The organism is Janthinobacterium sp. C22 (genome assembly GCF_057919405.1).
The window spans coordinates 1,437,761-1,463,085 of sequence record NZ_CP193659.1 but is presented as its reverse complement, the minus strand read 5'-3'; the positions used below and the strand labels follow the sequence as shown (position 1 = coordinate 1,463,085).

Below are 25,325 nucleotides of genomic sequence, written 5' to 3'. Positions count from 1 at the left end.
CGCGTTGAACAGCCATAGCCAGGAGTCAAGCATGCTCAATCAATTACGCATCGGACCAAAATTGTTGCTGGCGCCCACCCTGGTCTTGCTGCTGCTGATACTCAGCTCGACCGGCGCCTGGTATGGCATGGTACGGCAAAATGCCTCGCTGGAAAACATGGTGCTGGTACGCATCGCGCATTTGAAAGCGGCCGCCGACGTCGTCGGCGACGCCAAGCATGTGCATGGCAATATGTACCAGTTGCTGTCGTGGACGAATGGCAGCTTCGCCAAGGCTCGCCTCGATGCGCTAGAGCAACAGATCAAGGCGCGCCACGCGGCCATCGGCGCCCAGCTGGCCACCTTGCGTTCCACGGCCACGGGCGCCGAGCGCACCCTGGTCGATGCGGCCATCGCGGCCCTGGCCGGCTATCGCAAGGCCGTGCTGGAAACCATGGAAATGGCGCAGATGGACCAGTCGATCGCCACCAATTCCATGCTCAAGGCGGAAACCCAATTCGTCCAGTTCAATACGCAGCTGGCGCAGCTGTCGGCCCTGGAAACAAAGCTCAGCAGCCAGGCCCATGCGACGGCCAGCGCCGAGTTCCGCAGCCTGGGCTGGAGCCTGCTGCTGACCGTCCTGCTGTCCATCCTCGTCTCCATCGTGGTGACCATGCTGGTACGCCGCGCCATGCTGGTGGAAATCCGCGGCATTGCCGACGCCGTGCAAGACCTGGCGGCAGGCAAGCTGATGGCCGGCGCCCCCAAGCCGGGCAACGACGAAATCGCCGCCACGTCGCGCGTGCTGGACCAGACCATCGCCCACCTGAACCAGACCTTGCGCACCATCATGGGCGCCGTGCAATCGATCGACACGGCCTCGCGCGAAATAGCCACCGGCAATCTGGACTTGTCGGCGCGCACGGAAATGCAAGCCAGTTCGCTGGAAGAAACGTCGAGCGCCATGGAAACCTTGACGGAAGCCGTCAACAACAATGCGGACAACGCCCAGCTGGCCTGCGAGCTGGCGGGGCAAGCGTCCACCCTGGCCGTGCAAGGGGGCACGTCGATGCAGCAGGCGGTGGCGACGATGGCGACGATACGGGCCAATTCGCGCCAGATCGTGGATATTATCGGCGTGATCGACGGTATTTCCTTCCAAACCAATATCCTTGCGCTGAACGCCGCGGTGGAGGCGGCGCGCGCGGGCGAACAAGGCCGCGGCTTTGCCGTCGTGGCGTCGGAAGTGCGCACCCTGGCGCAGCGCTCGGCGCAGGCGGCCAAGGAAATCAAGACCCTGATCGCCACGTCCGTCACCACCATCGACGGCGGCAGCGTGGCCGTGCAGCAGGCGGGCGACAGCATGGGCGCCATCGTGGCCTCGGTGCAGCAAGTCAACGAGATCATCCAGCGCGTCAAAGAGGCCAGCGCCGAGCAGGCGTCGGGCATCACGGAAGTGAACCTGGCCGTGGCGCAGATGGATGACGTCACGCAGCAAAACGCGGCCCTGGTGGAGCAGGCGGCAGCGGCGGCGGCCAGCCTGCAGGACCAGGCCGTCAAACTGTCGGCGGCGGTCAGCGTGTTCACCCTGGATCCAGCCGCGCCGGCCACGCCCGCCGGCGCCGAAGACGACGCCTTTCAAGACCCCGCCAGGATGCCCGCCCGGGAACGGCGCGCGCTGCACAGTCCGCTGCGCGGCATGCCCGGCATGCGTGGCGCCAAGGATGCGCCCCGCGCCGGCGCGGGCAGGAAGGTAACTAGATGACGGGCGCGCGCATCGGTTTGCTCAGATAAGCGGAGCCGGCCAGCACGAAACGCCACGGCGTCTCCATCGCCCTGGAAATGCCGATGCGCGGTCCCGCCTGTACAGCAACCTCGTCCTCGCGGGCCAGCAGCATGAAGGGCGGCGCATCGAGCGCCAGCCGGTTCTGCAGATGGCTCACACCGAGCGCCTGGCACACCTTGCCCGGTCCCGAGCACAGCAGCCGCGCATCCTCAACGCCGCGCCGCTCGCGCATGGCATCGAGTCCCACGAGCGGTTCGATGGCGCGGATCAGCACGCCCGCGCCATGCCCCGCTTCGCGGCACACAAAGTTCAGGCACCAGTGGATGCCGTACGAGCGGTAGACATAGGCGTGCGCGGGCGGGCCGAACATGGCCGCATTGCGCGGCGTCATGCCGCCATACGTGTGCGAAGCGGGGTCCAGCCGGTCATACGCTTCCGTTTCCACGATGCGCCCGCCCACGCCGTCGACCAGCACGGTCACGCCGATCAGCTGGCGCGCCACGCTGCTGGAATCGTCCGCAAAATCGATACCCGCGAGGATTTTTTCATCCGGCAATTGTACCGCCGCGCTGTCCACCGCACGCCTCACCCCCGCCTTGAAAACAAATAAAACTTGAACTTTTTATCACGGATATCGGGATGGGCAGCGTCGTAAAATGACGAAAATGGCGGCCGGACCAGGCCAAAACGGGGATTTTTGCGACAATATATTGCAGATATGAACTATTGCCATGCATAAACAGCGATAATCGTCGGGCACTGCGCCAGACGCTCATGAGGCGGGCAGCGGCAGCGCGCGACAGAATAAGCACCGGACACAAAAATGATGATGAAAGCGTGATGATGAGAGCGGCAGCGCAAAAGCAGGTAGTGCAGGAAGATCCGGTTGACGCCTTGATGCGTTCCATCCGTATCCCACCGCGTCCCAGCCTGCTGGTCGACCTGCAGCGCGAACTGGCGGAAGACGACCCGTCGCCGCGCCGCATCGCGCGCATCATCGCCGACGACGTCGGCATGTCGGGCGCCCTGCTGAAACTGGCGAATTCACCGTTCTATGGCGCCGCGCGCAAAGCCAAATCCGTCGAGCAAGGCATCAACTTTCTCGGTATCAACCAGTGCAGCGCCATGATGACGGGCTTGCTGGCGCGCCAGGCGCTGGAAGCGGAAGGCGTGGAACTGACCAATTTCTGGGATGTGTCGGCCAAGCGCGCGCGCGCCCTGGTATTTACCTCGCGCAAGCTGCGCATCGCCCCGCCCGACATCGCGCATACCTTCGGCCTGTTCTGCGACATCGGCGTGCCGCTGTTGATGAACCGCTTCCCCGACTATGTCAAGACGTACGCGGCGGCGGCCAACGATGCGCACAATTGTTTTACGACACTGGAAGACGCGCGCCACCAGACCAACCATGCGGCCATCGGCTGCTTGCTGGCGCGCAACTGGGGCCTGTCCTCCGACGTCTCCTGGGCGATTTTGCACCACCACGACTACACGGTGCTGGCCGACCCGTCCACGGACGACGCCATCCGCTCGCTCGTCGCCCTGTCGCTGCTGGCCGAAAAGGGCATTCAGCGCTACCATGGCAACAGTACTTCGCTCGAGTGGGACAAGGGCGGCGAACTTGCTTGCCAGCATCTTGGCCTGTCGCAGGAAGAAGCCGCCGACCTGCTCGACGAGCTGCACGAGATGTTCGATACCGACCATTGAGGTATCAGGCGGCCGCGTCCGCCTGTATGATCCGTCCCGGCGCCTGGCAGAGTCCTGGCGCCCGTTTCCGTTTGCCTGACCCGTATTTCTTAACCTCTTGATCGCCATGCCCAAAAATAAGCGCCCTGTCCCCCGTAAATCCGCCAACACGCCCGAAGACAAGGACGAGTCCGTCACACGCATGCTGTGCACGATGGCGCTGAACCTGGCGGAGCAGGAAGACAGCGAATCGCAGGGCACGGTGCTGGCCGAGCAAGCCGTCGAGTTCGGCCGCCTGATCCGCAAGGCCCTGAATCAAAAGAAGGATGAAATCCTGTACGACGCCATCGAGCGTGCCAAGTACGAGGACGTGGGCGCCTACCAGTACCTGCGCAGCCATATCGAGGAAGCGGCTGCCGTTTCCGTGATCCGCCGCGAGAATGCCCCGGCCATGGAAATCAACGCCTTCGTCGTGCCCCTGCTGGTGCAAAGCACGGGCGGCCTGCGGGAAGCGGACAGTTTCCAGGACCAGGACGCGTTCGAAGCGCTGGTGAAGAGTTTCCAGCAGGCGCAACTGGAAAGCGCCAAGGCCAAGGTGGTCCTGATGAGCCATGCCTACGACCTCAACGAGATCGACCGCATCACCTACAGCCACCTGCACGACATGGTGCGCGATGCCTATTCATCGATGACGGACAAGAAAATCGTCGCCACGCCGGGTCTGGAAAGCAGCATCGTCGGCTGGAGCGAGACGGCTTTCGGCCCGCAGGACACGGCCGTCGAACTGCGCTTCCTGCTGGGCTTTGCCTTGAAGCGCGTGGACGACCCGTTCTATGCGGAACCGAAGGATGAAGCGGCGCTCGACGCCTGGTTCGATGCGCGCATGGCCCGCTACCAGCAGTGGACGACGGAAGTGGGCGACCTGGTGAAACGCTGCCTGGCGCCGGCCGGCAGTACCCTGGAAGTGAGTTTTCTGTACCAGGATCTGTTCCACGGTGGCAAGGAACAAGGCATGAGCGAGTATGCGATGCTGCAGATGATGTCCGGCATCAATCATGCACTGGCGGAAAACAAGGTGGACGCGGGCGACGTCTCGGTGGTCGTCGGCCCGGCCGATGAACATGGCGAAATGCTGCTGCGCGTCAACGTCAGCACGGCGGGCGGCCAGTTGCTGCACAGCGCAGACAAGCCGCTGGACCTGGCCGCCGACCTGCAGGACGAAGTCGACGACATCTGCGACGCGCTGGCCACCATCGGCGTCACCAGCTTGTCCGTGGCGCTGAAATTCGATGCCAAGGGGCAGCCGCTGGAAGCGCAGCCTTACGCGCCTGCCTGAGTTCGCCCCTGCCGCCCGCCATCTCGACATGCGGCAGTTATCAAGATACCATCTCCCGTTAGCGTGCGACCAGCCAGGCGCACCGTCCGGAGAAGCGCATGCCCCAGCCACAACTGATCAATATTGCCACCCATGTGCTGACCGGCAACGCCGCCATCGGCCTGGGCTTGTTCCTGCTGGCGACCGCCAAGGGCACTCCGCAGCACCGTCGCCGCGGCAGGCTGTTCGCCTGGCTGACCTTGCTGGTCTGCGCCACGGCCGCCCTCGGCAACCTGTGCTGTTTGACTATCGCCCCGTCTTTGCCGTGCTGACCGTGCTGGTGCTGTACCAGCTGCTGAGCGGCTGGCGCGCCATCTACACGCGCGATGCCGGTCCGCAAGCCGTCGACGGCACGATGACGGCAGCGGCGCTGCTGGCGGGCGGGCTGATCCTGCTGCGCCTGCAGCACGATGCGTCCGGACAGCAAGCCCTCGTCGTACTGTCATCGCTGGGGGCCTCGCCACCATCCTCGTCTACGACGGCGCGCGCTGGGCCTTTCCCCGCCGCTGGCATCGCGTGTTATGGCGTTATGAACACATCTACAAGTTGCTCGCTTCGCTGTTCGCCATGCTTTCGGCCGCCGCGGGCAACTTGCTGCGCATGGGCCAGCTCTGGACGCAACTGGCGCCATCCGTGCTGGGCCTGATCTGCATCGCCTGGTTCTGGCGGCGCCAGTATCGCAGGTACAGGCGCAGCGCCTCATGCACGGGGCCGCCTGACATCAGGGGCGCAAAGCCAGCCACGCCTGCAATTTCTGCGCATACGCCAAGGTGTAGGCGGGACTGCTCGACGGCAAGCTGACGATGCGGTAGCGCTGCGCATGCTTGCCCAGCACTTCGGTTATCTGTTGCCCTTTGGCTCAAATCGCACCTAAAGGCGCGCATCCATGCGATTCTCCGCGACTTGCGCAAGACTCTCACTTTCGCTCTTCAAGTCTTTCAAGTTTTCTGGGTATAGTTGCGTTGCGCTACGAATAGCGTAGCTGTCAGGCGCCACTGTGAATGCAACTGGAGCGTTAATGAAAGTACCAGTAAGTTTTCGCCGATTGAATCTCGAAGTCCGAAGAATCTTTGGAATCAACTTGATTCTGCATAATGCGGACACATATCGGTTCGATACTGAGCCAGTTGAAAGTGAAGGAGTAACTTGAACATCCGCCAAATGATCCAGATTTGTTTCAGTTATGGCCTTGACGGACGCCATACGGACACGTGTGTAAAGAGCATGGCGGTAAACGTGCTGAAGCCGAACATGCCCGTGGTCGCCATTGAGATGAAGAGCCAAAGTGATCTTCTGCAAATGATGAAGACAGCCGACAATACCCACATCTACATCGGTGCCGGCGAATTCCATTTCAATGCTTTCTATGCAGCAACCGACAACTTCCCTGCGCCACGAATTTATTACATGAAGACGGCTGACCTGATGGCTGTCGGTAAGATTGGCGCATATATGCAGCAGCATGGTGTAACGCTTCCACCGATGAACGACGAACAGTTCTCGCCATTGATCGAGGACAAACGCTATGCCGAACGTTACGAGCATTGGCATACGCGGTGGGAGGCAAACAACAAGGCATTCAACGGTTTGCTGGACGGGCGGGTCAGGAACACAGTGGTCGAACAAGGTATTTGGCTGTCTTCCAATGGCGGTTGTATGGTGTGTGGAAAGAAGACTAATCTGATGTCTACGACTACAGTTATCGGCGTAAAGGGCATCATGATTGGTTTGCAGCTTTGCGGCCAGCATGAAACGGAAGCCAAGGATCACTCAACACTGCTCAACTACATTTCAGAAAAGATGGGCGTTCCGGCCCCCTTCCTCGTAGGTGCAAAGGTCGTGCGACACGGGCAACAAACCATCGAAATGACCTGTGAGATGGTGCGCGACGAACTGAAATGCGTAATTGAAAAAATTGATGGCCAGACCATAACCGCTGTGCGCAACTCAGGTTTTCGCGTAATCATTCGTCAAGATGCGCTAAATGATTACGCATACAATATTCAAGACCCTACGAGGAAGCCAATTGCCCGGATAGATTCGGCTGATCATCACAAAGTCGAATATGGCCCGGATCATGTTCATCGCGACTTGAGCAAGTCCAAGAGAAATCAAGTTGAACCGAGTTTCACATATGGATTTGCAGTTGCCGACCTCAAAGCAATTCGACAGCTTGTTGAGACTGCCGAAGTAAAATGGACATCGGCACAAGCCTTAGGCAAAGTTACATAAAACACGCCCGAAGCTTACACGTCCATTCGGAATACGTTACCGCAATACGTCCTCGGGCGACACTGATCCCGTTCGTTCTGAGCGAAATGATTAGCTCATCCCAGCGGGTTCGGCGTTGATTTCAGGCACGCTCGATGTCAGTTGGGGACCGAGATAACCCCGCGTAGAACCTGCCATAATTGCGATTTTTCGGCGTAGGACAATGTGTAGGCGGGGCTGCTCGATGGAAGTTGGACGATGCGATAACGTGCCGCATACTGGCCCAGAATCTTCAGACCAAGCTTGGACGCCGTCCCACCGTTAAAAGCAATGGTCGTCAACTCAGGTAAATTGGCCATCAATGCGAGTAAATCGTTGTCATTGCGGTCGCGGATACTGCTATCGAGGCTGCCCGCACGATGTGCTTCAGCCACCACGTCCCATAGACCAACACGCTGCTCCAGCAAGGTATTGAGACGTGAAGTGTAATCGAGCCGTACCAAATCTACTCCCGTCACTTCCGACATCAACTGCCAGAATCGATTTTGCGGGTGCGCATAGTACTGGCTATGCGCCAGCGATTTTTCGCCGGGCAGGCTGCCCAGTATCAGCAGGCGCGTGCCGGCATCGACGACGGGGGCGAAACAGCGCTTGCGCGGGTCCGGCATGGCCGGTTCAACAGACAATAAGCGGGTCAAAAGCGGCATCCTGCAGGAGTGGGGGCAGCGCCTATTTTACTGGGGCCATTGCACGGGCACAGACATGATGCCCTTGTCATCCCACGCTAGCACCTGTGCCGTATGAAATTTGCCTTGCGGTGTGACGACATTGCCGACGCCGTTGACATGGTATTGGTAGCCCGATCCATAGCGCTGCGCCACGATCGCACGCGCCTGCGTAGCCGTATCTCCATGCAAGGCATGCAGCTGGAAAGCCACGCCAGTCATGCCGAGGATCAGGCCGCAGATGGCAGGGATGCGCAGATCGCGTCGCTTGTACCCCCTGGCATCGCAGGCGGCCATGACGGCAGGCATACCCAGCTGACGATACAGGTAATGAATGACCCACAATGACAGCACGGCTTCCAGCGCCGACCAGATACGATAGCCGGGTGCAAGCTTGAATTGCATCACCGTCAGAGACATCGGCTGCAGAAACAGGAAATCGATCGCCAGCACGGCAGGCACGATCCAGAATACCGCCAGCCAGCGCAGCCATACTGCCGCGCGCAGCTTGCCGCGCACCAGGCAGGCACCAAAGATCAACAAACCGAGATTGCCAAACACATAGGTCCGGCTACCTGTCTGCAAGGTTTCCAGCAAGCCCGCAACTCGCAACACCACCCATGCGAACAGCAACACATAGCCCGCAGATCGCAGAAAGGGACCGGCTGCTTCCTTGAGCGCGGCAGTGGCCGGATCGAGCGGCTTGTCCTGCGGCCGCGCGGCCCACTGGCGCTGTTCTGCCGCATGGTCATCCTGCTGGCGCTGGGCAATTTCCGCTTCGATGCGCTGGCGCCGTGCCGCATCGGCTCCGTCGGCGCCGGACAGGGCTTGTTGCAGGGACGCCATCGAATAGCGCTGGTAATCAGGGTGGCTGGCTTGCAATGTCACGGATACCTTTATTCCATCTGTGCAGTGGGTGAAAACATTTCCAATTGGAAATAATAGCCCAGAATTTCCAATACAACAATTCTGCGGGCGGTTCGCTGCGTTCGGTTGGCTGAGTTCCGGTGTAGAATTTCCAGCCAGAACTCCACACAAGAGACCGCCCATGCGCACCATCGACACCCTGCTGGCCCAGTATGGCGAAAGCCACCGCAACCACGTCAATGAATGGGTGCACATCGTGTGCGTGCCGCTGATCGTTTTCAGCCTGCTGGGGCTGCTGTGGAGCGTGCATCCCAGCGTGGCGCTGCTCGGCAGTATTCTGGCCTTATACTATTACTACAAGCTGTCGCGCCCGTTTGCTGCGGGCATGCTGGCGATGCTGGCCGCCATGCTGGGCCTGCTGCTGCTCATGCCCCCGCTGACCATCCTGCCCGTGTCGCTGGCGCTGTTCGTGCTGGCCTGGATAGGCCAGTTCATCGGCCACCAGATCGAAGGCAAGAAACCGTCGTTTCTCGACGACTTGCGCTTTTTGCTGGTGGGTCCGCTGTTCGTGCTGGGATTTTTGTACCGGCGCCTGCGGCTGGCGTATTGAGCGGCAAGCGGTTACGCGGGACCGGTAACAGATTTTTACTATTCGCAACTAGTTATCTGCGACAAGTGTCCTTATGATAAGTCATCATCTGCCGGTCGACGCAATCGGCAACCAACTTTTGTCCAAGGGAGTCCTACATGAAAGCACCAATTATTGCAGTGGCATTGCTCGCCACCCTGGCCGGCTGTGCCGTACAACCGAACTCGGCGAATGTGTACAACGCGCGCCAGGCGCAGAATGAACAATCGGTTCGCATGGGCACGGTTGAATCCGTCCGCCAGGTAACCATCGACAAGGGCGAAACGGGCACGGGCGTGCTGGCTGGCGCGGCGCTGGGCGGTGTGGCCGGCTCGACCGTCGGAGGCGGCAAGGGCGCCATCGCGGCCAGCATTCTCGGCGCGGTCGCCGGCGGCATGGCCGGCAAGAGCATCGAAGCGAACGCCTCGAACAAACCCGGCCTGGAAATCACCGTGCGCCTGGACAATGGCGACATGCGCGCCATCGTGCAGGACGCGGACGAGCTGTTCCGTCCGGGCGAGCGCGTGCGCCTGCTGTCGGATGGCCGCAAGACCCGCGTCACCCACTGATCTGCTTGCCGGCGCACGGGCTTCAACCAAAGGCGCCGGCAGCCATCAGCAAGGCCGAGGGCGACATGCCCTCGTGCAGCCAGATGGCCATCAAGGTTGCCACGAGAACATACACAAGCACGCTCCATACTTTGATCTGCAGTGAGGCTGGCATGGCGGTCTCCGTTCAAAGATGCAATTCAGAAAATATTTACTTGATATTAATGTAAATATTTTCATAAATTCAACATTCTCCAGAAGCACTGCGCTGGCTCAATACCGGAGTGTCTCCTGACGGCCCCGAGCAAGCTCGGCCAATACTCGCCATCCCCGCGCGATGCCCGTATACTTGCGCGATGTCCTCTCCTCTCCTGTTCATCATTGCCTGCCTGATCTGGGGCTCCACCTTCTGGGCCATCACCTTGCAGCTGGGCGACGTCGCCCCTGCCGTGTCCGTGGTCTACCGCTTCGGCCTGGCGTCCGCCACCCTGTTCGCCTGGTGCGCGCTGCGCGGCGACCGCCTGCGCCTGCCCTGGCGCGCGCAAAAATGGATGCTGCTGCAGGGCCTGGCCTCGTTTGCCCTCAGCTATGTGTGTACTTACAGCTCGGAACAATACCTGGTGTCGGCCCTCGTCAGCGTGCTGTTCGCGTTGATGGTGTTCTGGACGCCCTTGCTCAACCGCATCGCCTTCGGCACGCCGATCACCTGGAGCACCTGTTGCGCGGCGTTCGTCGCCATCTGCGGCATCGTGCTGCTGTTTTACCAGTCCATCGGCGCGGCGCTGCACGATATGCTCGGCGGCGGCAATGGCCACTTTCTGCTCGGCTTCATGCTGGCCCTGGTGGCCACCGTGTCGAGCACGGTGGGCAATGCCCTCGTCATGAAAGTGCGCGAACAGTCCGGCAACGTGATGCTGACGATGGCGTGGACCATGCTGTGGGGTACCTTGATGGTCGCCGCCTGGGCCATCGCCACGGGCCAGTCCTGGCAATTGCCTACGCGCACGAGTTACTGGATGGGATTGCTGTATCTGGCCCTCTTCGGCTCGGTGATCGCCTTCAGCGCGTATTTCACTTTAATCGCGCGCATCGGCACGCAAAAAACCGTGTATATCGGCGTCGTCACGCCCGTCATTTCCGTGCTGCTGTCGGTACAGTTCGAACATTACCGGCCCGCCCCCATCGAATGGGTGGGCATGGTGCTGTGCCTGTCCAGCGTGGCATGGGCGCTGACGTCGGGCGCGCGCAAGACGAGTAGCATTGCTTCCCTTTCCACCACTCCCTCAACAAAGGCAACATGAGCACCTCTTCCTCCCTCGCCATCCGTCCCGCGACCGCATCCGACGTGGGCGCCATCTTCGGCATGATCCACGAACTGGCCGTGTTTGAAAAACTCGAACACATGATGATCGCCAAGGAATCCATGCTGCACGACAGCCTGTTCGGCACACACCCCGCGTGCGAGGCGCTGGTGGGCGAGGAAGACGGCACGGTCGTAACCTTCGCCCTGTTCTTCCACAATTTTTCCACCTTCCTGTGCCGCAAGGGGCTGTACCTGGAAGACCTGTATGTGAAGCAATCGGTGCGCGGCAAGGGCTATGGCAAGCAGATGCTCGTGGCGCTGGCGCAACTGGCCGTCGAACGCGATTGCGGCCGCTTCGAATGGTCGGTGCTGGACTGGAATGACAACGCGATCAACTTCTACCAGGGCATGGGCGCGGACGTGATGCCGGACTGGCGCATCTGCCGCGTGGCTGGCGATGCCTTGACGCAATTGTCGGCGGGCACGCCAAAAGCGGCCTGATTGGAATTGTAGCGAGGGCACTGACAATGCAAGTTCCCAAAAAATCCCCGCGGGCTAGCGGCACCGCGGGGTGAACCCATTGTCAAGTGGGAGGGGGAGAATGCAATCAACGGTTATCAATATAAACGCTACGACTGGTCACCGCGCCGACCTTTACATTTGCTTACCGGACCTTACATTTGACTTAAATCCGCCAGGCAGGTGCCAGGTGTCGCTTGGATGACACTGATTATTTCCGTGGTTCAATCAATGTGCCGTGCAAGCCGATATGTTGTTGCGTAACGCCACTGCCACCCTGCGCATTTTTATAGATTTGGTACACTGTCAGGCAGGCGATGCAGCCAGCAACCACGGCAAAAATGACCATGCGACGCTCCTCGAGTATGCTTGATGGAATCAGGGCCCGCGGCTGATGATGTCCAGGCGAGCAGGGAAGATTCAGTGTGGCATCTTCGACGTTGGGGGCATTGCGCAATGTCAAACGCGCCAATTTGCCGGGGTCATGGCGTTTGATATGACGCAAAGTGGCGGCATTCCGCTCACACAAAATGAACGCATCATTCCGCAACTGGGAGCCACATCATGAATGTCTCTGCCAAACCGCTCGTCATGAAAATCTACCGCGCCTACCTGCGTTCCCGCCTGGAACGCTACACGCGCGACTTGCAAGCCATCGCCGAACAGCGCGAGAACGACTTCCAGGCCGAACGCATCCTGCACCAGGCCGTCGTCTCGGTGCGCTCCAAACTGCACTCGCTGTAACCGTGATGCCGTCAGTGCTGCCGGCCGGCAACGGCCCAGCGCTCCACCAGCTCGAACAAGCCTTGCGTCAGCAGGGCCAGCACGGCTGCGGGGATCGCGCCGGCCAGCAGCATGTCGTTGTCGTTCAGCGCCAGGCCGATGGTGATGCGTTCGCCGTAGCCGCCCGCGCCGATGAAGGCGGCGATGGTGGCCGTGCCCACGCTCATCACGGCCGCCGTTTTCACGCCCGCCAGCATGACGGGCAAGGCCAGCGGCAAGTCCACGTGCAGCAGGCGGTCGCGCCGGCTCAGGCCCAGCGCCAGCGCCGCCATGCGCAAGCCTTGCGGCACCTGCAAGATGCCCGTGCACGTATTGCGCACGATGGGCAGCAAGGCATACACGAATAGCGCCACCAGCGCCGGCGCCAAGCCGATCATGCCCAGCACGGGAATCAATATCGCCAGCAGGGCCAGCGACGGCACCGTCTGCAGCACGCCGACGAAGGCCAGCACCGTTTGCCGCAGCGGCGCCGAAAACGCCGCCAGCACGCCCAGCGGAATGCCGATCAGGCAGGCCAGGGCCACCGACAGCAGCACCAGGGTCAGGTGCTGGCGCGTCAGGGTCCACAGATCGTCGCCGAAGATTTTATCGAGCAGGCCGCTGCGCGCGGCGGCCGGTTTGTTTGCCCGCGTGCCGGACGCCAGCCACTGCCGCGCCACGCCGGCAAAGCTCTTGCCGTCGATTTCCACGGCCGCATTCATGGCGATCATGTCGCCCTCGCTGATGCGCCCCTGCAGCCCCTGCAAGGCGTGCCAGGCGGCGGGAAAGCGCCGCGGCACGTCGAGCCGGTACAGCAGCATGGCGTCGTAGCGGGGGAAATACTGCTGCGTGTCGGCCAGCACGCGCAAGCCGTACTGGCGGATCTTCGCGTCCGTCGAATAGATGTCGATCACATCCACCTGGCGCTGCGCCAGCGCTTCATACGCAATGCCATGATCGAGGCCGCGCGGGCGCTGCGGCAAGCCATAGCGCGCGGCCAGGCCCGGCCAGCCATCGATCCTGCCGATGAATTCATGCGACAGACCGAACTTCAAGGCCGGGTGCTGCGCCAGCTGCGCCAGGCTGGCGATGGATTGTTCATCGCCGCGCATGGCCAGCGCATACGTATTGTTAAAGCCCAGCGGCACGGCCACGCCCAGCCCCAGCGCGGCCAGCTCGCGCCGCATCTGATCCAGATCAATCTGTTTGTCGTGCTTGAGGATTTCGCTGGCGATGGTGCCCATGTATTCGGCATACACGTCGATGCTGCCCGCCTGCAGCGCGGCCAGCACGATGGCCGTGTTGCCCAGGCCCTGGCGGTGCTGCGCCCTGACGTGCGGCGCGGCGCTCTGCTGGATGATCTCGCCGAGGATGTACGATTCCGTAAAGCGCTTCGAACCCACCTTCAGGGTGTCACCGTCCATGGCAAGGGAGGGCATGGGCGCGGCGGCGAAGACAAGTAACAACAGCAAGTAAAACGGCAAATAAGCAGCACGCACGCGGCGCTCCGGGACGGATGATCAATCCGGCAAGCTTACCACCGGCGTGCGCCAGACACCGCCATGCACCACGCCCGCGCACGGGTTCAGGCCCAGCGCATACGCCAGGTCGGCCGGGCGCGCGATGCGCCACAGGGCGAAATCGGCGCGCTTGCCCACCGCCAGGCTGCCCGTTTCCTGCTGCAGGCCCAGCGCGCGCGCCGCGTGGCACGTGGCACCGGCCAGCGCTTCCTGCGGCGTCAGCCGCCACAGGGTGCACGCCATGTTCATCGCCAGCAGCAATGACGTCATGGGCGAGGTGCCCGGGTTGCAATCGGTGGATACGGCCATCGGCACGCCCGCCGCGCGCAAATCTGAGATGGGAGGTTGCTGTACTTCGCGCAAAAAGTAATATGCGCCCGGCAGCAGCACGGCCACCGTGCCGTGTTTTGCCATGGCGGCGACGCCCTCCTGCGACAGGAATTCCAAATGGTCGGCCGACAGGCCGCCGTAGCGGGCTACCAAGGCCGCGCCACCCAGGTCCGACAGCTGCTCCGCATGCAGTTTTACAGGTAAACCCAGGCCTTGCGCCGCGTCAAACATGCGCTGCGCTTGCGCCGGCGTAAAGCCGATGCGTTCGCAAAACGCGTCGACGGCGTCGACCAGGCCATCGCCGGCCAGCCTGGGCAGCATCTGCGCGCACAGCAGGTCGATATAAGAGTCGGGCCGGCCCGCGTATTCGGGCGGCAGCGCGTGCGCGCCGAGGAAGGTGGTGCGCACGGTGACCGGCAGCTCTTGACCGATGCGGCGTGCCACGCGCAGCATCTTCGCCTCGCTGTCCGCATCGAGACCGTAGCCGGACTTGATTTCCAGCGTGGTCACGCCCTCGGCCAGCAGCGCCAGCACGCGGGGCAGGCTTTGCCGCAGCAATTCGTCGTCGCTGGCCGCACGCGTGGCGCGCACGGTGGACATGATGCCGCCGCCGGCGCGGCTGATGTCTTCATAGCTGGCGCCATTCAGGCGCGCCTCGAATTCGTCGCTGCGGTTGCCCGCGTGGACGACGTGCGTATGGCAGTCGATCAGGCCGGGCGTCAGCCAGCAGCCCTGGCCATCGAACAGCACCGCACCGCTGGCCGGCAGCTCGTCGCCGGGGCCGAACCAGGCGATGCGGCCATCCTTGACGGCGATGGCCGCGTCGAGCAGTTCGCCGTAGCCGTGCTCCATCGTGGCCAGGTTGACGTTATGGATGACCATATCCCAGTCTTGCATCGTTTTCTCTCCTAGATGAACAGGTCGACGCGGAACACGGCCGTGCGCTGCAAGGCGTCGAGACGCCATTCCTGCGCATCGTCGGCGTCCAGCAGCAGCGCGTCATGGCGGGCCAGCGCAAACTGCTGGCCGCTTGCGCGCGCCAGCACGTGGCCTTCGCCGGCGACGAACAGCAGGGTGGCCGCGCTGCGCCGTACCAGCTTGCCCGGCGCCGTGATTTTTTCCAGCTGGTGGCGGCAGCGGTCGCGCCGCGTCATCACATTGAAATCCGTCGTCGGCCCCTTGACTTGCGCCTCCACGGCCGCCTCGCCGGGAAACCACAGCATCGGCTGCGCCGCGCTCAAAACCACCTTGCGCGTGCCGTCGAGCGTCAGCTGCACGCTGTCCCCATCGACCAGCATCAGGCTGCGGTCGATGCCGGGAAAGCTGGAAAACGGCCCGCTGGCCGTGATCGTCGCCAGGCTGATACGCCAGTCAAAATCGCCGAAACCGGCGTCCGGGGGAGAAATGGCAATTTCCATGGTGCTGCCGCCGCCGTTTTTCCACGGCGCGGCGCGCAGGTATTCCTGTGGGATGAAGGTCGCCATCAGAGCGCCCTCAATTGCGCCAGGGTGCGCTTGTAGGCGGTAGCGATGGCGTCCTGCGCCACGTGGCGTCCATCGCGCACCTGCCACTGGCCGCCGCACAGCACGTCGCGCACCAGCTTGTCGTTGCCGCAGAAGATAAAACTGCCCAGCACATCGGCGATGGGCACGCCGCTCAGGTTCACGTGCGCGTCGTCGAGCACCAGCACATCGGCGCGGCAGCCCGGCGCCAAAGCACCGAGCTTGCGCCCGGCCGCCTGCGCGCCGCCCCGCAAGGCCGCCTGCCACAGATAGTCGCCCACATGCCGCTGCTCCGGCGTGGCAGCCACGTTGCGCTGCTGCCGCTGCAAGCGCTGGCCGTATTCGAGCCAGCGCAATTCTTCCACCGGCGACTGCGACACATGGCTGTCGCTGCCGACGCCGAAACGCCCGCCGGCGGCGATGAATTCGGCCAGCGGAAACAGGCCGTCGCCCAGGTTCGCTTCCGTCGTCGGACACAGGCCCGCCACGGCGCCGCTGGCGGCCATCCGCGCCACTTCGTCGGGCTGCACGTGCGTGGCGTGCACGAGGCACCAGCGCGCATCGACGTCGAGCTGATCGTACAAATACTGCACCGGGCGCCGGCCGCTGTAGTCCAGGCACTGGCGCACCTCGCCCTGCTGTTCGGCGATATGGATGTGGATAGGGCGGCCCGCGGGCAGCGCTTGCGCCACTTCGCGGATCTGCGCCACACCGGCGGCGCGCAGCGAATGGGGCGCAAAGCCCACTTCCACCTGCCCGCCGCGCTGCGGCGCCAGCGCCTCGACGATGCGCAAGACATCGTCCGCACCCGTGCGGAAGCGCGCCTGCTCGGGTTTGAGGGGCTGTGCGCCGAAGCCCGCATGGCTGTACAGCACCGGCAGCATGGTCATGCCGATGCCGCTGACGCGCGCCGCCGCCAGCACCCGCTCGGCCGTTTCGGCGGGACGCGCATACAGCGCGCCAGCCGCATCGCGCTGCAGGTAGTGGAATTCGCAGACGGACGTGTAGCCATGGCGCAGGCATTCGGCAAACAGCTGCGCGGCGATGGTCTCCATCTGTTCCGGCGTGATGTGGCGGGCGAAGCGGTACATCAAGTCGCGCCAGGTCCAGAAGCTGTCCGCGACATGATTAACCTCGTCGCCTGCAACCTCCGTCATGCCGCCCAGCGCCCGCTGGAAGGCATGCGAATGCAGGTTGACCATGCCGGGCAAGACATATTCGGCCACTTCCGCGCCTGGCGGCGGCGTGGCGCCCTCCTCGACGTGGGTCAAGTCGCCGGCCGCGTCCCATTCCAGCAGCACGTCGCGGCGCCAGCCCTGCGGCAGCAGCGCGTGGCGCGCAAACAGACCGGTACTCAATGCGCCACCCATGCCACGGCCGCTTCCATCATCCGGCGCAGCAGCGGCTGCACCCGGGCCGCCAGGTCGGGCCGGTAGCCGAACGGCGCCGATTCGTCCATGCCAGGTTCATTCATGTACAGGCACTGGCACATCTCCAGCTGGATCGCATGCACGCGCTTGTCCGCCTGGCCGTAATGGCGCGTGATATGCCCGCCCTTGAAGCGGCCGTTGAGCGCCACGGTAAACTGTTCCTGCGCGCGCGCGATATCCACCACGGCGGACGTCAGGCCCGCATCGCAGCTGGCGCCATCGGCCGTGCCGAAGTTCAGGTCGGGCAGCTTGCCGTCGAAGAAGCGCGGCACATGCGAGGCGATGGAATGGGCATCCCACAGCACCACGGCGCCATGCACGCGCAGCAGGCGGTCCAGTTCCGCGCGCAGCTGCGCATGATACGGTGCCCAGTAGCGCTGCAATCGGCGCTGCACGTCGGCCGCATCGGGTTCCTTGCCGGCCAGGTACAGCGGCTCGCGGTGAAAGGTATCGTTGGGCAGCAAGCCCGTCGTATCCTGGCCCGGGTACAGGTTCGTGTCTTCCCGCGGGCGGTTCAAGTCGATGGTGTAGCGCGACCAGCGCGCCGACAGCACGGACGCATCCATCTCCTGCAAAAAGCCGTACAGCTCGCGCAAATGCCAGTCCGTGTCGGCCTTGACCAAGGCCTGCGGCGTCATGCGCGCGGCGATATCGTCCGGTATGTCGGTGCCCACGTGGGGCATCGACACGAGCAGCGGGATGCTGCCTTCGTTGAAGCGAAAATCCATGCCTGTCTCCTTGCTCCCGCTTAAGCGTACAGCGGGGCGAACAAATTCTTGCAGGTGCTGCTCAATTCACCCTGCAGCACCATCTGCTTGGCAGCCTCGATGTCGGGCGCGAAGAAGCGGTCGGCGTCGAAGAACGGCACCTTCTGGCGCAGCTGGTGGTGCACGTGTTCGAGGTGCGGCGAGGTTTTCAGCGGACGGTGGAAATCGATGCCCTGCGCGGCGGCCAGCAGTTCGATGCCGACGATGACGGCCGTGTTGTGCGCCATGTCGTCCAGGCGGCGCCCGGCGAACGTGGCCATGCTCACGTGGTCTTCCTGGTTGGCGGACGTGGGCAGGCTGTCGACGCTGGCCGGGTGGGCGAGCGACTTGTTTTCCGACGCCAGCGCGGCGGCCGTCACGTGGGCGATCATGAAGCCGGAATTGACGCCCGGGTCGCGCACGAGAAACGGCGGCAGGCCGGACAGCGTCGCGTCGATCAGCAGCGCGATACGGCGCTCTGCCAGCGCACCGATTTCGGCGATCGCCAGCGCCATGGTATCGGCCGCAAAGGCCACCGGTTCGGCATGGAAGTTCCCGCCCGAGACGATCTCCGCCTGCCCGTTGGGACCATCCTGGAAGATCAGCGGATTGTCCGTGACGGCATTGGCTTCGATCAGCAGGGTGCGGCCCACGTTGCCGATCAAATCCAGGCAGGCGCCCATGACTTGCGGCTGGCAGCGCAGGCTGTACGGGTCCTGCACGCGCTCGTCGCCTTCCAGGTGCGAAGCGCGGATGGCGCTGTTGGCCACCAGCTGGCGGTACATCTGCGCGGCCAGTATCTGCCCCGGCTGTCCCCGCACGGCGTGCACGCGCGCGTCGAACGGCGCATCGCTGCCCTTGGCCGCGTCCAGCGACAGCGCACCTGTGACCATGGCCGCTTCCAGCAGGCGCTCGGCCATGAACAGGCCATGCAGCGCCAGCGCGTTCGACACCTGCGTGCCGTTGATCAGGGCCAGCCCCTCTTTTGCCGCCAGCACGACGGGCGCGATGCCTGCCTGCGCCAGTGCCTCGGGGGCCGGCATCAATTCGCCGTTGACGCGCACCTCGCCCACGCCCAGCATGGCCAGGGTCATGTGCGACAGGGGCGCCAGGTCGCCCGAGGCGCCGACGGAACCCTTGGCGGGAATGGCCGGCATGATGCCCGCGTTGTACAGGGCGATCAGGGTATCGACGATCAGCGGGCGCACGCCGGAAAAGCCGCGCGCCAGGCTGCCGATCTTCATCAGCATGATCAGGCGCACGACGGCGTCCGACAGCAGCTCTCCCGTGCCGACGGAATGCGACAGGATCAGGTTGCGCTGCAATTGCTCCAGCTTTTCATCGGGGATGCGCGTCTTGGCGAGCAGGCCGAAGCCCGTGTTGATGCCGTAGGCCGCATCGCCCTTGGCGACGATGGCTTGCACGGCGGCGGCAGATGCCTCGATGACGGGATAGGCCTCGGCGGCGAGGATCAGTTTGGCGGGTGCGGCCCAGACGGCGCGCAGGTCGCCCAGGGTCATCGCGCCCGGCTTCAGGGTCCAACTTTTGGCATGCTGTGTCATAGTCATTCGCATCAAGGTCTCAAGGAAGCATTGGAAGAATCAGGCCGTTGCGCTTGGCGCAGGCGGCCGCGGTTTCGTAGCCAGCATCGGCATGGCGCATGACGCCCGAGCCGCTGTCGTTGACCAGCACCCGGGCCAGGCGTTTCGCCGCCCCTTCCGTGCCATCGGCCACGATGACCATGCCCGCATGCTGAGAATACCCCATTCCCACGCCGCCGCCATGGTGCAGCGAGACCCAGGTGGCGCCGCCGGCCGTGTTCAGCATGGCGTTCAGCAGCGGCCAGTCGGAGACGGCGTCCGTGCCGTCCTTCATGCTTTCCGTCTCGCGGTTCGGGCTGGCGACGGAACCCGTGTCCAGGTGGTCGCGGCCGATGACGATGGGCGCCTTCAGTTCGCCCGTGCGCACCATCTCGTTGAAGGCCAGGCCCGCGATGTGGCGCTCGCCCAGTCCCAGCCAGCAGATGCGCGCCGGCAGGCCCTGGAAGGCGATGCGCTCGCGCGCCATGTCCAGCCAGTGGTGCACCTGCTTGTGGTGCGGGAACAGCTCCTTGATCTTCGCATCCGTTTTATAGATGTCTTCCGGGTCGCCCGACAGGGCCACCCAGCGGAACGGCCCCCGCCCTTCGCAGAACTGCGGGCGGATGTAGGCGGGCACGAAGCCGGGGAAGTCGAAGGCGTTCTGCACGCCCTGGTCGAACGCCACCTGGCGGATGTTGTTGCCATAGTCGACCGTATGCACGCCCATGGCGTGGAAATCGAGCATGGCCTGCACGTGGGCGGCGCAGGAATCGGCGGCGGCCACCGTCAGGCGCGCGTGGCGCTGCGGGTCCTGCTGCGCCGCCTTCCAGTCCGACACGCTCCAGCCGCGCGGCAGATAGCCGTTGACCAGGTCGTGCGCGGACGTCTGGTCCGTCACGAGGTCGGGCACCAGGCCGCCCGCCTTGGCGCGGCGCACCAGTTCCGGCAGCACTTCGGCCGCGTTGCCCAGGAGGCCAATCGAAATGGCTTCCTTGCGCTCGGTGTGGTATTTCACCAGCGCCAAAGCTTCGTCCAGGCTGGCCGCCTGCTTGTCCAGGTAGCGCGTGCGCAGGCGGAAGTCGATGCTGCTTTGCTGGCATTCGATATTGAGCGACACGGCGCCGGCCATCGTGGCGGCCAGCGGCTGCGCGCCGCCCATGCCGCCCAGGCCCGCCGTCAAGATCCAGCGCCCGCCCCAGTCGCCGCCGAAATGCTGGCGGCCCGCCTCGGCGAAGGTTTCATACGTGCCCTGCACGATGCCCTGCGTGCCGATGTAGATCCAGCTGCCGGCCGTCATCTGGCCGTACATGAACAGGCCCTGGCGATCGAGTTCGTTGAAGTGTTCCCAGTTCGCCCATTTCGGCACCAGATTGGAGTTCGCGATCAGCACGCGCGGCGCGTCCTGATGCGTCTGGAACACGCCCACCGGCTTGCCGGACTGGATCAGCAAAGTCTGGTCGTCTTCCAGTTCGCGCAGCGAGGCGAGGATCTGGTCGAAACAGGCCCAGTTGCGGGCCGCGCGACCGATGCCGCCGTAGACGACCAGGTGCTGCGGATTTTCCGCCACTTCCGGGTCCAGGTTATTTTGCAACATGCGGTAAGCCGCCTCGGCCTGCCAACTCTTGCAAGCCATGACCGTGCCGCGCGGCGCGCGGATGGTACGGCTGGCATCAAAGCGTGGATCGGTGTCCATTGTGCTGTTCATGCTGTCTCCTCGTAGGGTGCGAGCGGACATGCGTGGTCCGCTCTGGTACTCCCAGCATAGGTTGTCTATACAACCAAGTCAACAGGTTTTTGCAGGTGTCAAATCCTTACTTTTTCTCGAACACGCGCTTGCCCGCCACCCACGTCTGCAGCACCTGCGTCTTGCCGATGGCGGCTGGTGACACCTTGAACAGGTCCTGGTCGACGACGATGAAATCCGCCCATTTACCCGCTTCCAGGGTGCCGATGACCTTTTCCTGGTGCGCCGCCCAGGCTGCGTCGAGGGTGAAGCAACGCAGCGCTTCCGTCACCGTCATGGCTTGCTGCGGATACCAGCCGCCGGCCGGAAACCCCTCGCTGTTTTGCCGCGTGACGGCCGCGTGGATGCCTTCGAACGGATTCGGCGACTCGATGGGGAAGTCGGAGCCGCAGGCGATGCGCGAACCTTGCTTGAGGAAGGTGCGCCACGCATACGCGCCCTTGATGCGCTCGTGGCCCACGCGCTGCTCCGCCATATTCTGGTCGGACGTCGCGTGCGTGGGCTGCATCGACGGCACGATGCCCAGCGCCTTGAAGCGGGGGATGTCGGACAACTGCACCACCTGCGCGTGCTCCATGCGGTGGCGCAGGCCCGCGCTATGGTATTGCGCGGTCAAGGCCTGGTAGCCGTCGAGGATCTGGTGGTTGCCCGCGTCGCCGATGGCGTGCACGTTCACCTGGTAGCCGGCGCGCATGGCTTTTTCCATCTTCGCGCGCATGGCGTCATCTTTGAAGAACAGCAGGCCGCGGGTAGAAGGATCGTCGCTGTACGGCGCCAGCAGGGCCGCGCCGCGGCTGCCCAGGGCGCCGTCGGACAGCAGTTTGACGGCGCGCAAGGCGTACATGTCGCGCGCATAGCTTTTTAATGGGCCCCTTTTCGACAGCGCGTCGAAGTCTTCGGTGGTATCGGCAATCATGCCGTAGACGCGCACCGTCAGCTTGCCGTGGTCCGCATAGTCGCGGAACAGCCGGTCCTGCATCTGGCCGATGCCCGCATCGTGCACGCTGGTCAGGCCCGCCTGCGACAGCTGCGCCAGCGCGCCATCGAGGGCGGCGCGGTTTTCCACGTCGCCCGGCTTGGGCAGCACGGCATCCATCAAGTCCATGGCATTGTCGACCAGCACGCCGGTTGCATTGCCGTCCGCATCGCGGACTATCTTGCCGCCGGCCGGATCTTGCGTGGCGGGCGTGATGCCGGCCAGCGCCAGCGCGCGGCTGTTGGCCCAGCCCGCGTGGCCGTCGACCCGGCGCAGCCACACGGGCCGTGCGCTTTCCGCCGCATCGAGCTCTGCGGCCGTGGGAAAGCGCCCCAGCTTCCAGATTTCCTGGTTCCAGCCGCTGCCGACGATCCAGCTGCGCTCGGGATGCGCGCGGGCGAAGTCGCCCACGGCCTGCACGGCGGCAGGCAATGAGGACGAACCGTACAGCATCACGCCGCTGGCGATCGTCCCCAGGCCGAACACGTGGCCATGCGCGTCGATCAGCCCTGGCAGCACGGTCTTGCCCTGCACGTCGACGTGCAGGGCGCCCTTGGCCGCCTTGCGCTTCACCTGCGCGGCGCTGCCGACGGCGAGGAGTTTTCCAGCGTCGTCAAAGGCCAGCGCCGTGAAGCGCACCACCTTGCCATGCGCGTCGAGCGTGTAGCCATTCGCATTATCGATGACGGTATCGGCGTGAGCGTGGCCGAGGGCGCCCAGGCAGGCGAGAACGAGCAGGGTGCGGCGCAGTGGCAGGGTCGGCATTTCCATCTCCAAGTCTTGAATGAAAAGACGAGTGTATAGAAATTGGCAAAATGGTCAATCAGGCAGCAGTGGGTTGCCGCAGCATCAGCCAGTAATCGCAGCCCGTGATGGTTTCCGCGTAACGCCCCGCCACCACGAAGCCCAGACGGCCGTAGAACGGCAGGCTGCGCTCGTTGTAGGTCTCCAGGAAGCACGCGGCGCCGGCCGCATCGACGGCCGCCAGGCCCGGCGCCAGCACGGACGCGCCCAATCCCCGGCCCTGCGCGTCCGGGGCGATGCCGGCGATCGACAGGTACCACGCGTCCTGCAGACCATGCGGCGCCAGCGCATGCTCCATGTTCTCGACGATGGCCGAAAAATGCGCGAAACCCTGCTCGCCCAGCAGCACGCGCAAAGCATCCTCGCGCTGCGCATACGCGGCCTGGCGCCGGGCTGCCGGCGTATCCGTCGTCCAGATGGCGGCGCCATTGCCCGCCTCATTGCACCCATCGCCAGCCAGGTCGACGCGGCCCGCCTGCCAGCCTTCGTCCAGCGCCAGCGCGAAGTACGCTTCCAGCATCACCAGCCGCGCCGCTTCGTCCTCGCCGCACGCCACCGTGACGGCGCGGTAGAACGGGTCGCCGATCAGGGCGGCAGCCAGGCTGCCGGCGGCTTGCGATGCTTGAGTATGGGGTACGCTGGACATGGGTTCTCTTTCTTTTCATCGTAACGGGGAAACGCCGGGCATCTTAACGCAAACGCACACCCCTTGCGCCCAGTCAATACCATCCCGCCCCCGCTGGCTTAGGCTGAGGTTTTAAGGCGGAGCGCGCCATGGCCAGGCACCATGTCATCAGCACCACCGCGTGCGACGTGTTCTTCAAGCTCGTGGCCCACCAGAAGAAAAGCCTGGGCGCGCGCTTCGACAGCATGATCGTCACCTTCAGCGCCGACGGCCGACCCGTGCTGGGCGCGACCCTGCGCAACGCGACAAGCGGCTGCGAACTGCACCGCCTGGCCGGACAGCCCGACGAATGCTGGTGCTGCGGCTACGACGAACAGGTGGAATTCGTCTCGCAAAACAAAGTGCCGCTGGCGCACGCCGATTACCGGCTCACCTTGAGCAATGGGGAAACGTGGACGGGGACGACGGATGCGAAGGGGCGCACGGGGCGCGTCGCCAGCAAGCGGGAAGCGCAAATAACGATGGTGGAGTTTTTCCCACAAGAAGATAGTCTTCCTTGCTGCTCCGCTGCACCTGCCCCTGTGGCGCCAACGGCGATCATACTGGAACTACAAGACGTAAAAACGACCGACAAGGATCTCGATACATCAGTAAAACAGGTAAAAATCGATAGCATGGCTCGCCCGCTTACCCAGGGTGAAATAGACATGGCATGGATGATTTTCGAGGATGCCGTCGACTATAGCAAAGTCAAAATTCACAAGAGGCCTTATCTATGGCTGTTCCAACCAAAAAACACTGCCATGACACCCAATGGGGAAATGTACTTTCATGAGTCGAGATTTCTGGACGATTTTTCTAGTACTGATAGGATCCGGCGCCGTTGGTTCATTCACGAAATGGTCCATGTTTGGCAGTATCAACTGAGATACCCGGTGGCAATGCGGGGCGCATTCAGAATTGGGTTGGACTATAACTATGAGCTCAGCCACACAAAAAGACTAGCTGACTACAACATGGAAGCACAAGGGGATCTACTGGCTGACTACTATGCGTTAAAGTATTTGAAGCATCCTCCAACGATGCAACAGGAGCAATATGCCAATGACCAAGCACTATACGAAGAAGTACTCAGTGACTTTTTCACAGACAGAAAAAGCGAAAAAATTTACCTGGCGGCAATATCGAGCGTACTCCTCTCGTCGATATCCCTTGAAGTATCCGCAAGATCGCGCATCGCCGACGCAGAAATAAGTTCGGTTGACGGCGTACCGTGTTTCACAATCTCACAGAAGGAAGAAAAGCGTAACGGCCAGCCACTCCTGGGAGCACTCAGCATTTCAGACCTGTCAGAAAAGCCCGCCGTTGGTGTGTGGAGTTTTTATATGACTGGTGGAAAAAAGTACCGCTCTCGTCAAAAAGCTGCCTTCGGTATGGTGATCTTCCCCAAGGAGCGAACGGCATGCCCGCCCCTGAACTGCAAACAGGACGGGTCTACAGCATTTTCCTCAATGGAAGACCAAATGATCCTGCAGACCCTACCTATGGCTATATGGGAAAGTTTTGCATAGTAGCCACGGCCACTGGTGAACGAAAAATCATCGCCATTGGCAGCGACACGCCAGCGTGGAAACAGGATAGTTGCCCGGAGCATTCGCTCATCAGATAGTGCAAGGATC

At 62.9% G+C, this 25,325-nt stretch carries 27 protein-coding genes and 1 pseudogene; 12 read left to right on the top strand and 16 right to left on the bottom strand.

The genetic code is table 11. The features are described from left to right. Nucleotides 1-31: 31 nt before the first annotated feature. The gene (locus ACRHIG_RS06740; RefSeq protein ID WP_489629725.1) at nucleotides 32-1,744 is read left to right on the top strand and encodes a methyl-accepting chemotaxis protein; all 1,713 of its coding nucleotides are present in this window, start codon (nucleotides 32-34) and stop codon (nucleotides 1,742-1,744) included. Here ACRHIG_RS06740 and ACRHIG_RS06735 read toward each other — a convergent pair. Together ACRHIG_RS06735 and ACRHIG_RS06730 are read right to left on the bottom strand one after the other, a co-directional pair. Beyond that, the gene (locus tag ACRHIG_RS06735) at nucleotides 1,737-2,321 is read right to left on the bottom strand and encodes a DNA-3-methyladenine glycosylase (protein ID WP_489629724.1); all 585 of its coding nucleotides are present in this window, start codon (nucleotides 2,319-2,321) and stop codon (nucleotides 1,737-1,739) included. The two genes, ACRHIG_RS06740 and ACRHIG_RS06735, sit on opposite strands and share 8 nt — an antisense overlap. After that, nucleotides 2,311-2,673 (bottom strand): hypothetical protein, encoded by a 363-nt coding sequence (locus tag ACRHIG_RS06730; RefSeq protein WP_489630919.1) that lies wholly within the window; start codon nucleotides 2,671-2,673, stop codon nucleotides 2,311-2,313. Before ACRHIG_RS06730 ends, ACRHIG_RS06735 begins: the two co-directional genes overlap by 11 nt. Here ACRHIG_RS06730 and ACRHIG_RS06725 point away from each other — a divergent pair. The 4 genes from ACRHIG_RS06725 to ACRHIG_RS06710 all read left to right on the top strand — a co-directional run bounded on the left by ACRHIG_RS06725 (nucleotide 2,606) and on the right by ACRHIG_RS06710 (nucleotide 5,472). Then, nucleotides 2,606-3,472 carry an HDOD domain-containing protein gene (locus tag ACRHIG_RS06725; RefSeq protein WP_489629723.1) on the top strand — a complete coding sequence of 289 codons (867 nt, stop codon included), beginning with the start codon at nucleotides 2,606-2,608 and terminating at the stop codon, nucleotides 3,470-3,472. The two genes, ACRHIG_RS06730 and ACRHIG_RS06725, sit on opposite strands and share 68 nt — an antisense overlap. Before the next feature lie 106 nt (nucleotides 3,473-3,578). Continuing rightward, entirely contained in the window at nucleotides 3,579-4,787 is a 1,209-nt protein-coding gene (locus ACRHIG_RS06720) for a hypothetical protein (protein ID WP_475416573.1), read from the top strand. Nucleotides 4,788-4,885: 98 nt separating this feature from the next. Beyond that, complete coding sequence (locus tag ACRHIG_RS06715) at nucleotides 4,886-5,098, top strand: hypothetical protein (protein WP_489629722.1); 213 nt, start codon at nucleotides 4,886-4,888, stop codon at nucleotides 5,096-5,098. After that, the gene (locus ACRHIG_RS06710) at nucleotides 5,062-5,472 is read left to right on the top strand and encodes a hypothetical protein (protein ID WP_489629721.1); all 411 of its coding nucleotides are present in this window, start codon (nucleotides 5,062-5,064) and stop codon (nucleotides 5,470-5,472) included. Before ACRHIG_RS06715 ends, ACRHIG_RS06710 begins: the two co-directional genes overlap by 37 nt. 75 nt (nucleotides 5,473-5,547) lie before the next feature. Here the strand turns inward: ACRHIG_RS06710 and ACRHIG_RS06705 are convergent. Continuing rightward, nucleotides 5,548-5,664: pseudogene (locus ACRHIG_RS06705) on the bottom strand (DNA-deoxyinosine glycosylase); the annotation flags it as partial. A gap of 308 nt (nucleotides 5,665-5,972) precedes the next feature. Between ACRHIG_RS06705 and ACRHIG_RS06700 the strand changes: the two are divergent. Next, the gene (locus ACRHIG_RS06700) at nucleotides 5,973-7,058 is read left to right on the top strand and encodes a hypothetical protein (RefSeq protein WP_489629720.1); all 1,086 of its coding nucleotides are present in this window, start codon (nucleotides 5,973-5,975) and stop codon (nucleotides 7,056-7,058) included. 137 nt (nucleotides 7,059-7,195) lie between these two features. On the opposite strand, the gene ACRHIG_RS06695 is transcribed toward ACRHIG_RS06700, so the two are convergent. Then, the gene (locus ACRHIG_RS06695) at nucleotides 7,196-7,705 is read right to left on the bottom strand and encodes a DNA-deoxyinosine glycosylase (protein WP_489630758.1); all 510 of its coding nucleotides are present in this window, start codon (nucleotides 7,703-7,705) and stop codon (nucleotides 7,196-7,198) included. A gap of 66 nt (nucleotides 7,706-7,771) precedes the next feature. Continuing rightward, nucleotides 7,772-8,821: a hypothetical protein gene (locus tag ACRHIG_RS06690; protein ID WP_489629719.1), complete on the bottom strand. Its 1,050-nt coding sequence runs from the start codon at nucleotides 8,819-8,821 to the stop codon at nucleotides 7,772-7,774. Between ACRHIG_RS06690 and ACRHIG_RS06685 the strand changes: the two genes are divergently transcribed. Together ACRHIG_RS06685 and ACRHIG_RS06680 are read left to right on the top strand one after the other, a co-directional pair. Beyond that, complete coding sequence (locus ACRHIG_RS06685) at nucleotides 8,811-9,239, top strand: Mpo1 family 2-hydroxy fatty acid dioxygenase (protein WP_353659899.1); 429 nt, start codon at nucleotides 8,811-8,813, stop codon at nucleotides 9,237-9,239. The genes ACRHIG_RS06690 and ACRHIG_RS06685 overlap by 11 nt on opposite strands. A gap of 137 nt (nucleotides 9,240-9,376) precedes the next feature. After that, nucleotides 9,377-9,826, top strand: coding sequence for an outer membrane lipoprotein (locus ACRHIG_RS06680; RefSeq protein ID WP_034780449.1), 450 nt, complete (start codon nucleotides 9,377-9,379; stop codon nucleotides 9,824-9,826). 22 nt (nucleotides 9,827-9,848) lie between these two features. Here ACRHIG_RS06680 and ACRHIG_RS06675 read toward each other — a convergent pair whose 3' ends face one another. Further along, the gene (locus ACRHIG_RS06675; RefSeq protein WP_489629718.1) at nucleotides 9,849-9,980 is read right to left on the bottom strand and encodes a hypothetical protein; all 132 of its coding nucleotides are present in this window, start codon (nucleotides 9,978-9,980) and stop codon (nucleotides 9,849-9,851) included. 181 nt (nucleotides 9,981-10,161) lie between these two features. Between ACRHIG_RS06675 and ACRHIG_RS06670 the strand changes: the two genes are divergently transcribed. Then, complete coding sequence (locus ACRHIG_RS06670) at nucleotides 10,162-11,106, top strand: DMT family transporter (RefSeq protein WP_489629717.1); 945 nt, start codon at nucleotides 10,162-10,164, stop codon at nucleotides 11,104-11,106. Then, on the top strand, nucleotides 11,103-11,609 hold the full coding sequence (locus ACRHIG_RS06665; protein WP_489629716.1) for a GNAT family N-acetyltransferase: 507 nt from the start codon (nucleotides 11,103-11,105) through the stop codon (nucleotides 11,607-11,609). Before ACRHIG_RS06670 ends, ACRHIG_RS06665 begins: the two co-directional genes overlap by 4 nt. A 229-nt stretch (nucleotides 11,610-11,838) precedes the next feature. Here the strand turns inward: ACRHIG_RS06665 and ACRHIG_RS06660 are convergent, their stop codons facing one another. Continuing rightward, complete coding sequence (locus ACRHIG_RS06660) at nucleotides 11,839-12,132, bottom strand: hypothetical protein (RefSeq protein WP_475416578.1); 294 nt, start codon at nucleotides 12,130-12,132, stop codon at nucleotides 11,839-11,841. Between the two features lie 59 nt (nucleotides 12,133-12,191). Here ACRHIG_RS06660 and ACRHIG_RS06655 point away from each other — a divergent pair, with 59 nt between their 5' ends. Continuing rightward, a complete protein-coding gene (locus tag ACRHIG_RS06655; RefSeq protein WP_034746290.1) occupies nucleotides 12,192-12,371 on the top strand; it encodes a hypothetical protein in 180 nt (59 codons plus the stop codon). An 11-nt stretch (nucleotides 12,372-12,382) separates the two neighbouring features. On the opposite strand, the gene ACRHIG_RS06650 is transcribed toward ACRHIG_RS06655, so the two are convergent. The 9 genes from ACRHIG_RS06650 to ACRHIG_RS06610 all read right to left on the bottom strand — a co-directional run bounded on the left by ACRHIG_RS06650 (nucleotide 12,383) and on the right by ACRHIG_RS06610 (nucleotide 23,667). Beyond that, on the bottom strand, nucleotides 12,383-13,828 hold the full coding sequence (locus tag ACRHIG_RS06650) for a glycine betaine ABC transporter substrate-binding protein (protein WP_489630757.1): 1,446 nt from the start codon (nucleotides 13,826-13,828) through the stop codon (nucleotides 12,383-12,385). Nucleotides 13,829-13,909: 81 nt separating this feature from the next. Beyond that, a complete protein-coding gene (hutI, locus tag ACRHIG_RS06645; RefSeq protein WP_489629715.1) occupies nucleotides 13,910-15,136 on the bottom strand; it encodes an imidazolonepropionase in 1,227 nt (408 codons plus the stop codon). Between the two features lie 11 nt (nucleotides 15,137-15,147). Further along, nucleotides 15,148-15,723, bottom strand: a complete 576-nt coding sequence (locus ACRHIG_RS06640) for a HutD/Ves family protein (RefSeq protein WP_489629714.1) — start codon at nucleotides 15,721-15,723, stop codon at nucleotides 15,148-15,150. Continuing rightward, entirely contained in the window at nucleotides 15,723-17,111 is a 1,389-nt protein-coding gene (locus ACRHIG_RS06635) for a formimidoylglutamate deiminase (RefSeq protein ID WP_489629713.1), read from the bottom strand. Before ACRHIG_RS06635 ends, ACRHIG_RS06640 begins: the two co-directional genes overlap by 1 nt. Beyond that, nucleotides 17,096-17,899 carry an N-formylglutamate deformylase gene (gene hutG, locus ACRHIG_RS06630; protein ID WP_489629712.1) on the bottom strand — a complete coding sequence of 268 codons (804 nt, stop codon included), beginning with the start codon at nucleotides 17,897-17,899 and terminating at the stop codon, nucleotides 17,096-17,098. The genes ACRHIG_RS06635 and hutG overlap by 16 nt, the downstream gene beginning before the upstream one ends. A gap of 20 nt (nucleotides 17,900-17,919) precedes the next feature. Then, a complete protein-coding gene (gene hutH / locus ACRHIG_RS06625; protein ID WP_475416583.1) occupies nucleotides 17,920-19,479 on the bottom strand; it encodes a histidine ammonia-lyase in 1,560 nt (519 codons plus the stop codon). 19 nt (nucleotides 19,480-19,498) lie between these two features. Then, nucleotides 19,499-21,202, bottom strand: coding sequence for a urocanate hydratase (hutU, locus tag ACRHIG_RS06620; protein WP_489629711.1), 1,704 nt, complete (start codon nucleotides 21,200-21,202; stop codon nucleotides 19,499-19,501). A gap of 106 nt (nucleotides 21,203-21,308) precedes the next feature. Then, entirely contained in the window at nucleotides 21,309-22,982 is a 1,674-nt protein-coding gene (locus ACRHIG_RS06615; protein ID WP_489629710.1) for an amidohydrolase, read from the bottom strand. Nucleotides 22,983-23,040: 58 nt separating this feature from the next. After that, nucleotides 23,041-23,667 carry a GNAT family N-acetyltransferase gene (locus tag ACRHIG_RS06610; RefSeq protein ID WP_489629709.1) on the bottom strand — a complete coding sequence of 209 codons (627 nt, stop codon included), beginning with the start codon at nucleotides 23,665-23,667 and terminating at the stop codon, nucleotides 23,041-23,043. A 128-nt stretch (nucleotides 23,668-23,795) separates the two neighbouring features. Here ACRHIG_RS06610 and ACRHIG_RS06605 point away from each other — a divergent pair, with 128 nt between their 5' ends. Next, complete coding sequence (locus tag ACRHIG_RS06605; protein ID WP_489629708.1) at nucleotides 23,796-25,217, top strand: hypothetical protein; 1,422 nt, start codon at nucleotides 23,796-23,798, stop codon at nucleotides 25,215-25,217. The last annotated feature ends 108 nt before the right edge of the window (nucleotides 25,218-25,325 follow it).

Bases quoted from the DNA above. Each gene is read 5' to 3' on its own strand.
- ACRHIG_RS06740 (WP_489629725.1), top strand. From the start codon at position 32: ATGCTCAATCAATTACGCATCGGACCAAAATTGTTGCTGGCGCCCACC.
- ACRHIG_RS06725 (WP_489629723.1), top strand. From the start codon at position 2,606: ATGATGAGAGCGGCAGCGCAAAAGCAGGTAGTGCAGGAAGATCCGGTT.
- ACRHIG_RS06730 (WP_489630919.1), bottom strand. From the start codon at position 2,673: ATGGAACGCATCAAGGCGTCAACCGGATCTTCCTGCACTACCTGCTTT.
- ACRHIG_RS06720 (WP_475416573.1), top strand. From the start codon at position 3,579: ATGCCCAAAAATAAGCGCCCTGTCCCCCGTAAATCCGCCAACACGCCC.
- ACRHIG_RS06715 (WP_489629722.1), top strand. From the start codon at position 4,886: ATGCCCCAGCCACAACTGATCAATATTGCCACCCATGTGCTGACCGGC.
- ACRHIG_RS06695 (WP_489630758.1), bottom strand. From the start codon at position 7,705: ATGCCGGACCCGCGCAAGCGCTGTTTCGCCCCCGTCGTCGATGCCGGC.
- ACRHIG_RS06685 (WP_353659899.1), top strand. From the start codon at position 8,811: ATGCGCACCATCGACACCCTGCTGGCCCAGTATGGCGAAAGCCACCGC.
- ACRHIG_RS06690 (WP_489629719.1), bottom strand. From the start codon at position 8,821: ATGGTGCGCATGGGCGGTCTCTTGTGTGGAGTTCTGGCTGGAAATTCT.
- ACRHIG_RS06680 (WP_034780449.1), top strand. From the start codon at position 9,377: ATGAAAGCACCAATTATTGCAGTGGCATTGCTCGCCACCCTGGCCGGC.
- ACRHIG_RS06675 (WP_489629718.1), bottom strand. From the start codon at position 9,980: ATGCCAGCCTCACTGCAGATCAAAGTATGGAGCGTGCTTGTGTATGTT.
- ACRHIG_RS06670 (WP_489629717.1), top strand. From the start codon at position 10,162: ATGTCCTCTCCTCTCCTGTTCATCATTGCCTGCCTGATCTGGGGCTCC.
- ACRHIG_RS06665 (WP_489629716.1), top strand. From the start codon at position 11,103: ATGAGCACCTCTTCCTCCCTCGCCATCCGTCCCGCGACCGCATCCGAC.
- ACRHIG_RS06655 (WP_034746290.1), top strand. From the start codon at position 12,192: ATGAATGTCTCTGCCAAACCGCTCGTCATGAAAATCTACCGCGCCTAC.
- ACRHIG_RS06650 (WP_489630757.1), bottom strand. From the start codon at position 13,828: ATGCCCTCCCTTGCCATGGACGGTGACACCCTGAAGGTGGGTTCGAAG.
- hutI (WP_489629715.1), bottom strand. From the start codon at position 15,136: ATGCAAGACTGGGATATGGTCATCCATAACGTCAACCTGGCCACGATG.
- ACRHIG_RS06640 (WP_489629714.1), bottom strand. From the start codon at position 15,723: ATGGCGACCTTCATCCCACAGGAATACCTGCGCGCCGCGCCGTGGAAA.
- ACRHIG_RS06635 (WP_489629713.1), bottom strand. From the start codon at position 17,111: ATGGGTGGCGCATTGAGTACCGGTCTGTTTGCGCGCCACGCGCTGCTG.
- hutG (WP_489629712.1), bottom strand. From the start codon at position 17,899: ATGGATTTTCGCTTCAACGAAGGCAGCATCCCGCTGCTCGTGTCGATG.
- hutH (WP_475416583.1), bottom strand. From the start codon at position 19,479: ATGACACAGCATGCCAAAAGTTGGACCCTGAAGCCGGGCGCGATGACC.
- hutU (WP_489629711.1), bottom strand. From the start codon at position 21,202: ATGAACAGCACAATGGACACCGATCCACGCTTTGATGCCAGCCGTACC.
- ACRHIG_RS06615 (WP_489629710.1), bottom strand. From the start codon at position 22,982: ATGCCGACCCTGCCACTGCGCCGCACCCTGCTCGTTCTCGCCTGCCTG.
- ACRHIG_RS06610 (WP_489629709.1), bottom strand. From the start codon at position 23,667: ATGTCCAGCGTACCCCATACTCAAGCATCGCAAGCCGCCGGCAGCCTG.
- ACRHIG_RS06605 (WP_489629708.1), top strand. From the start codon at position 23,796: ATGGCCAGGCACCATGTCATCAGCACCACCGCGTGCGACGTGTTCTTC.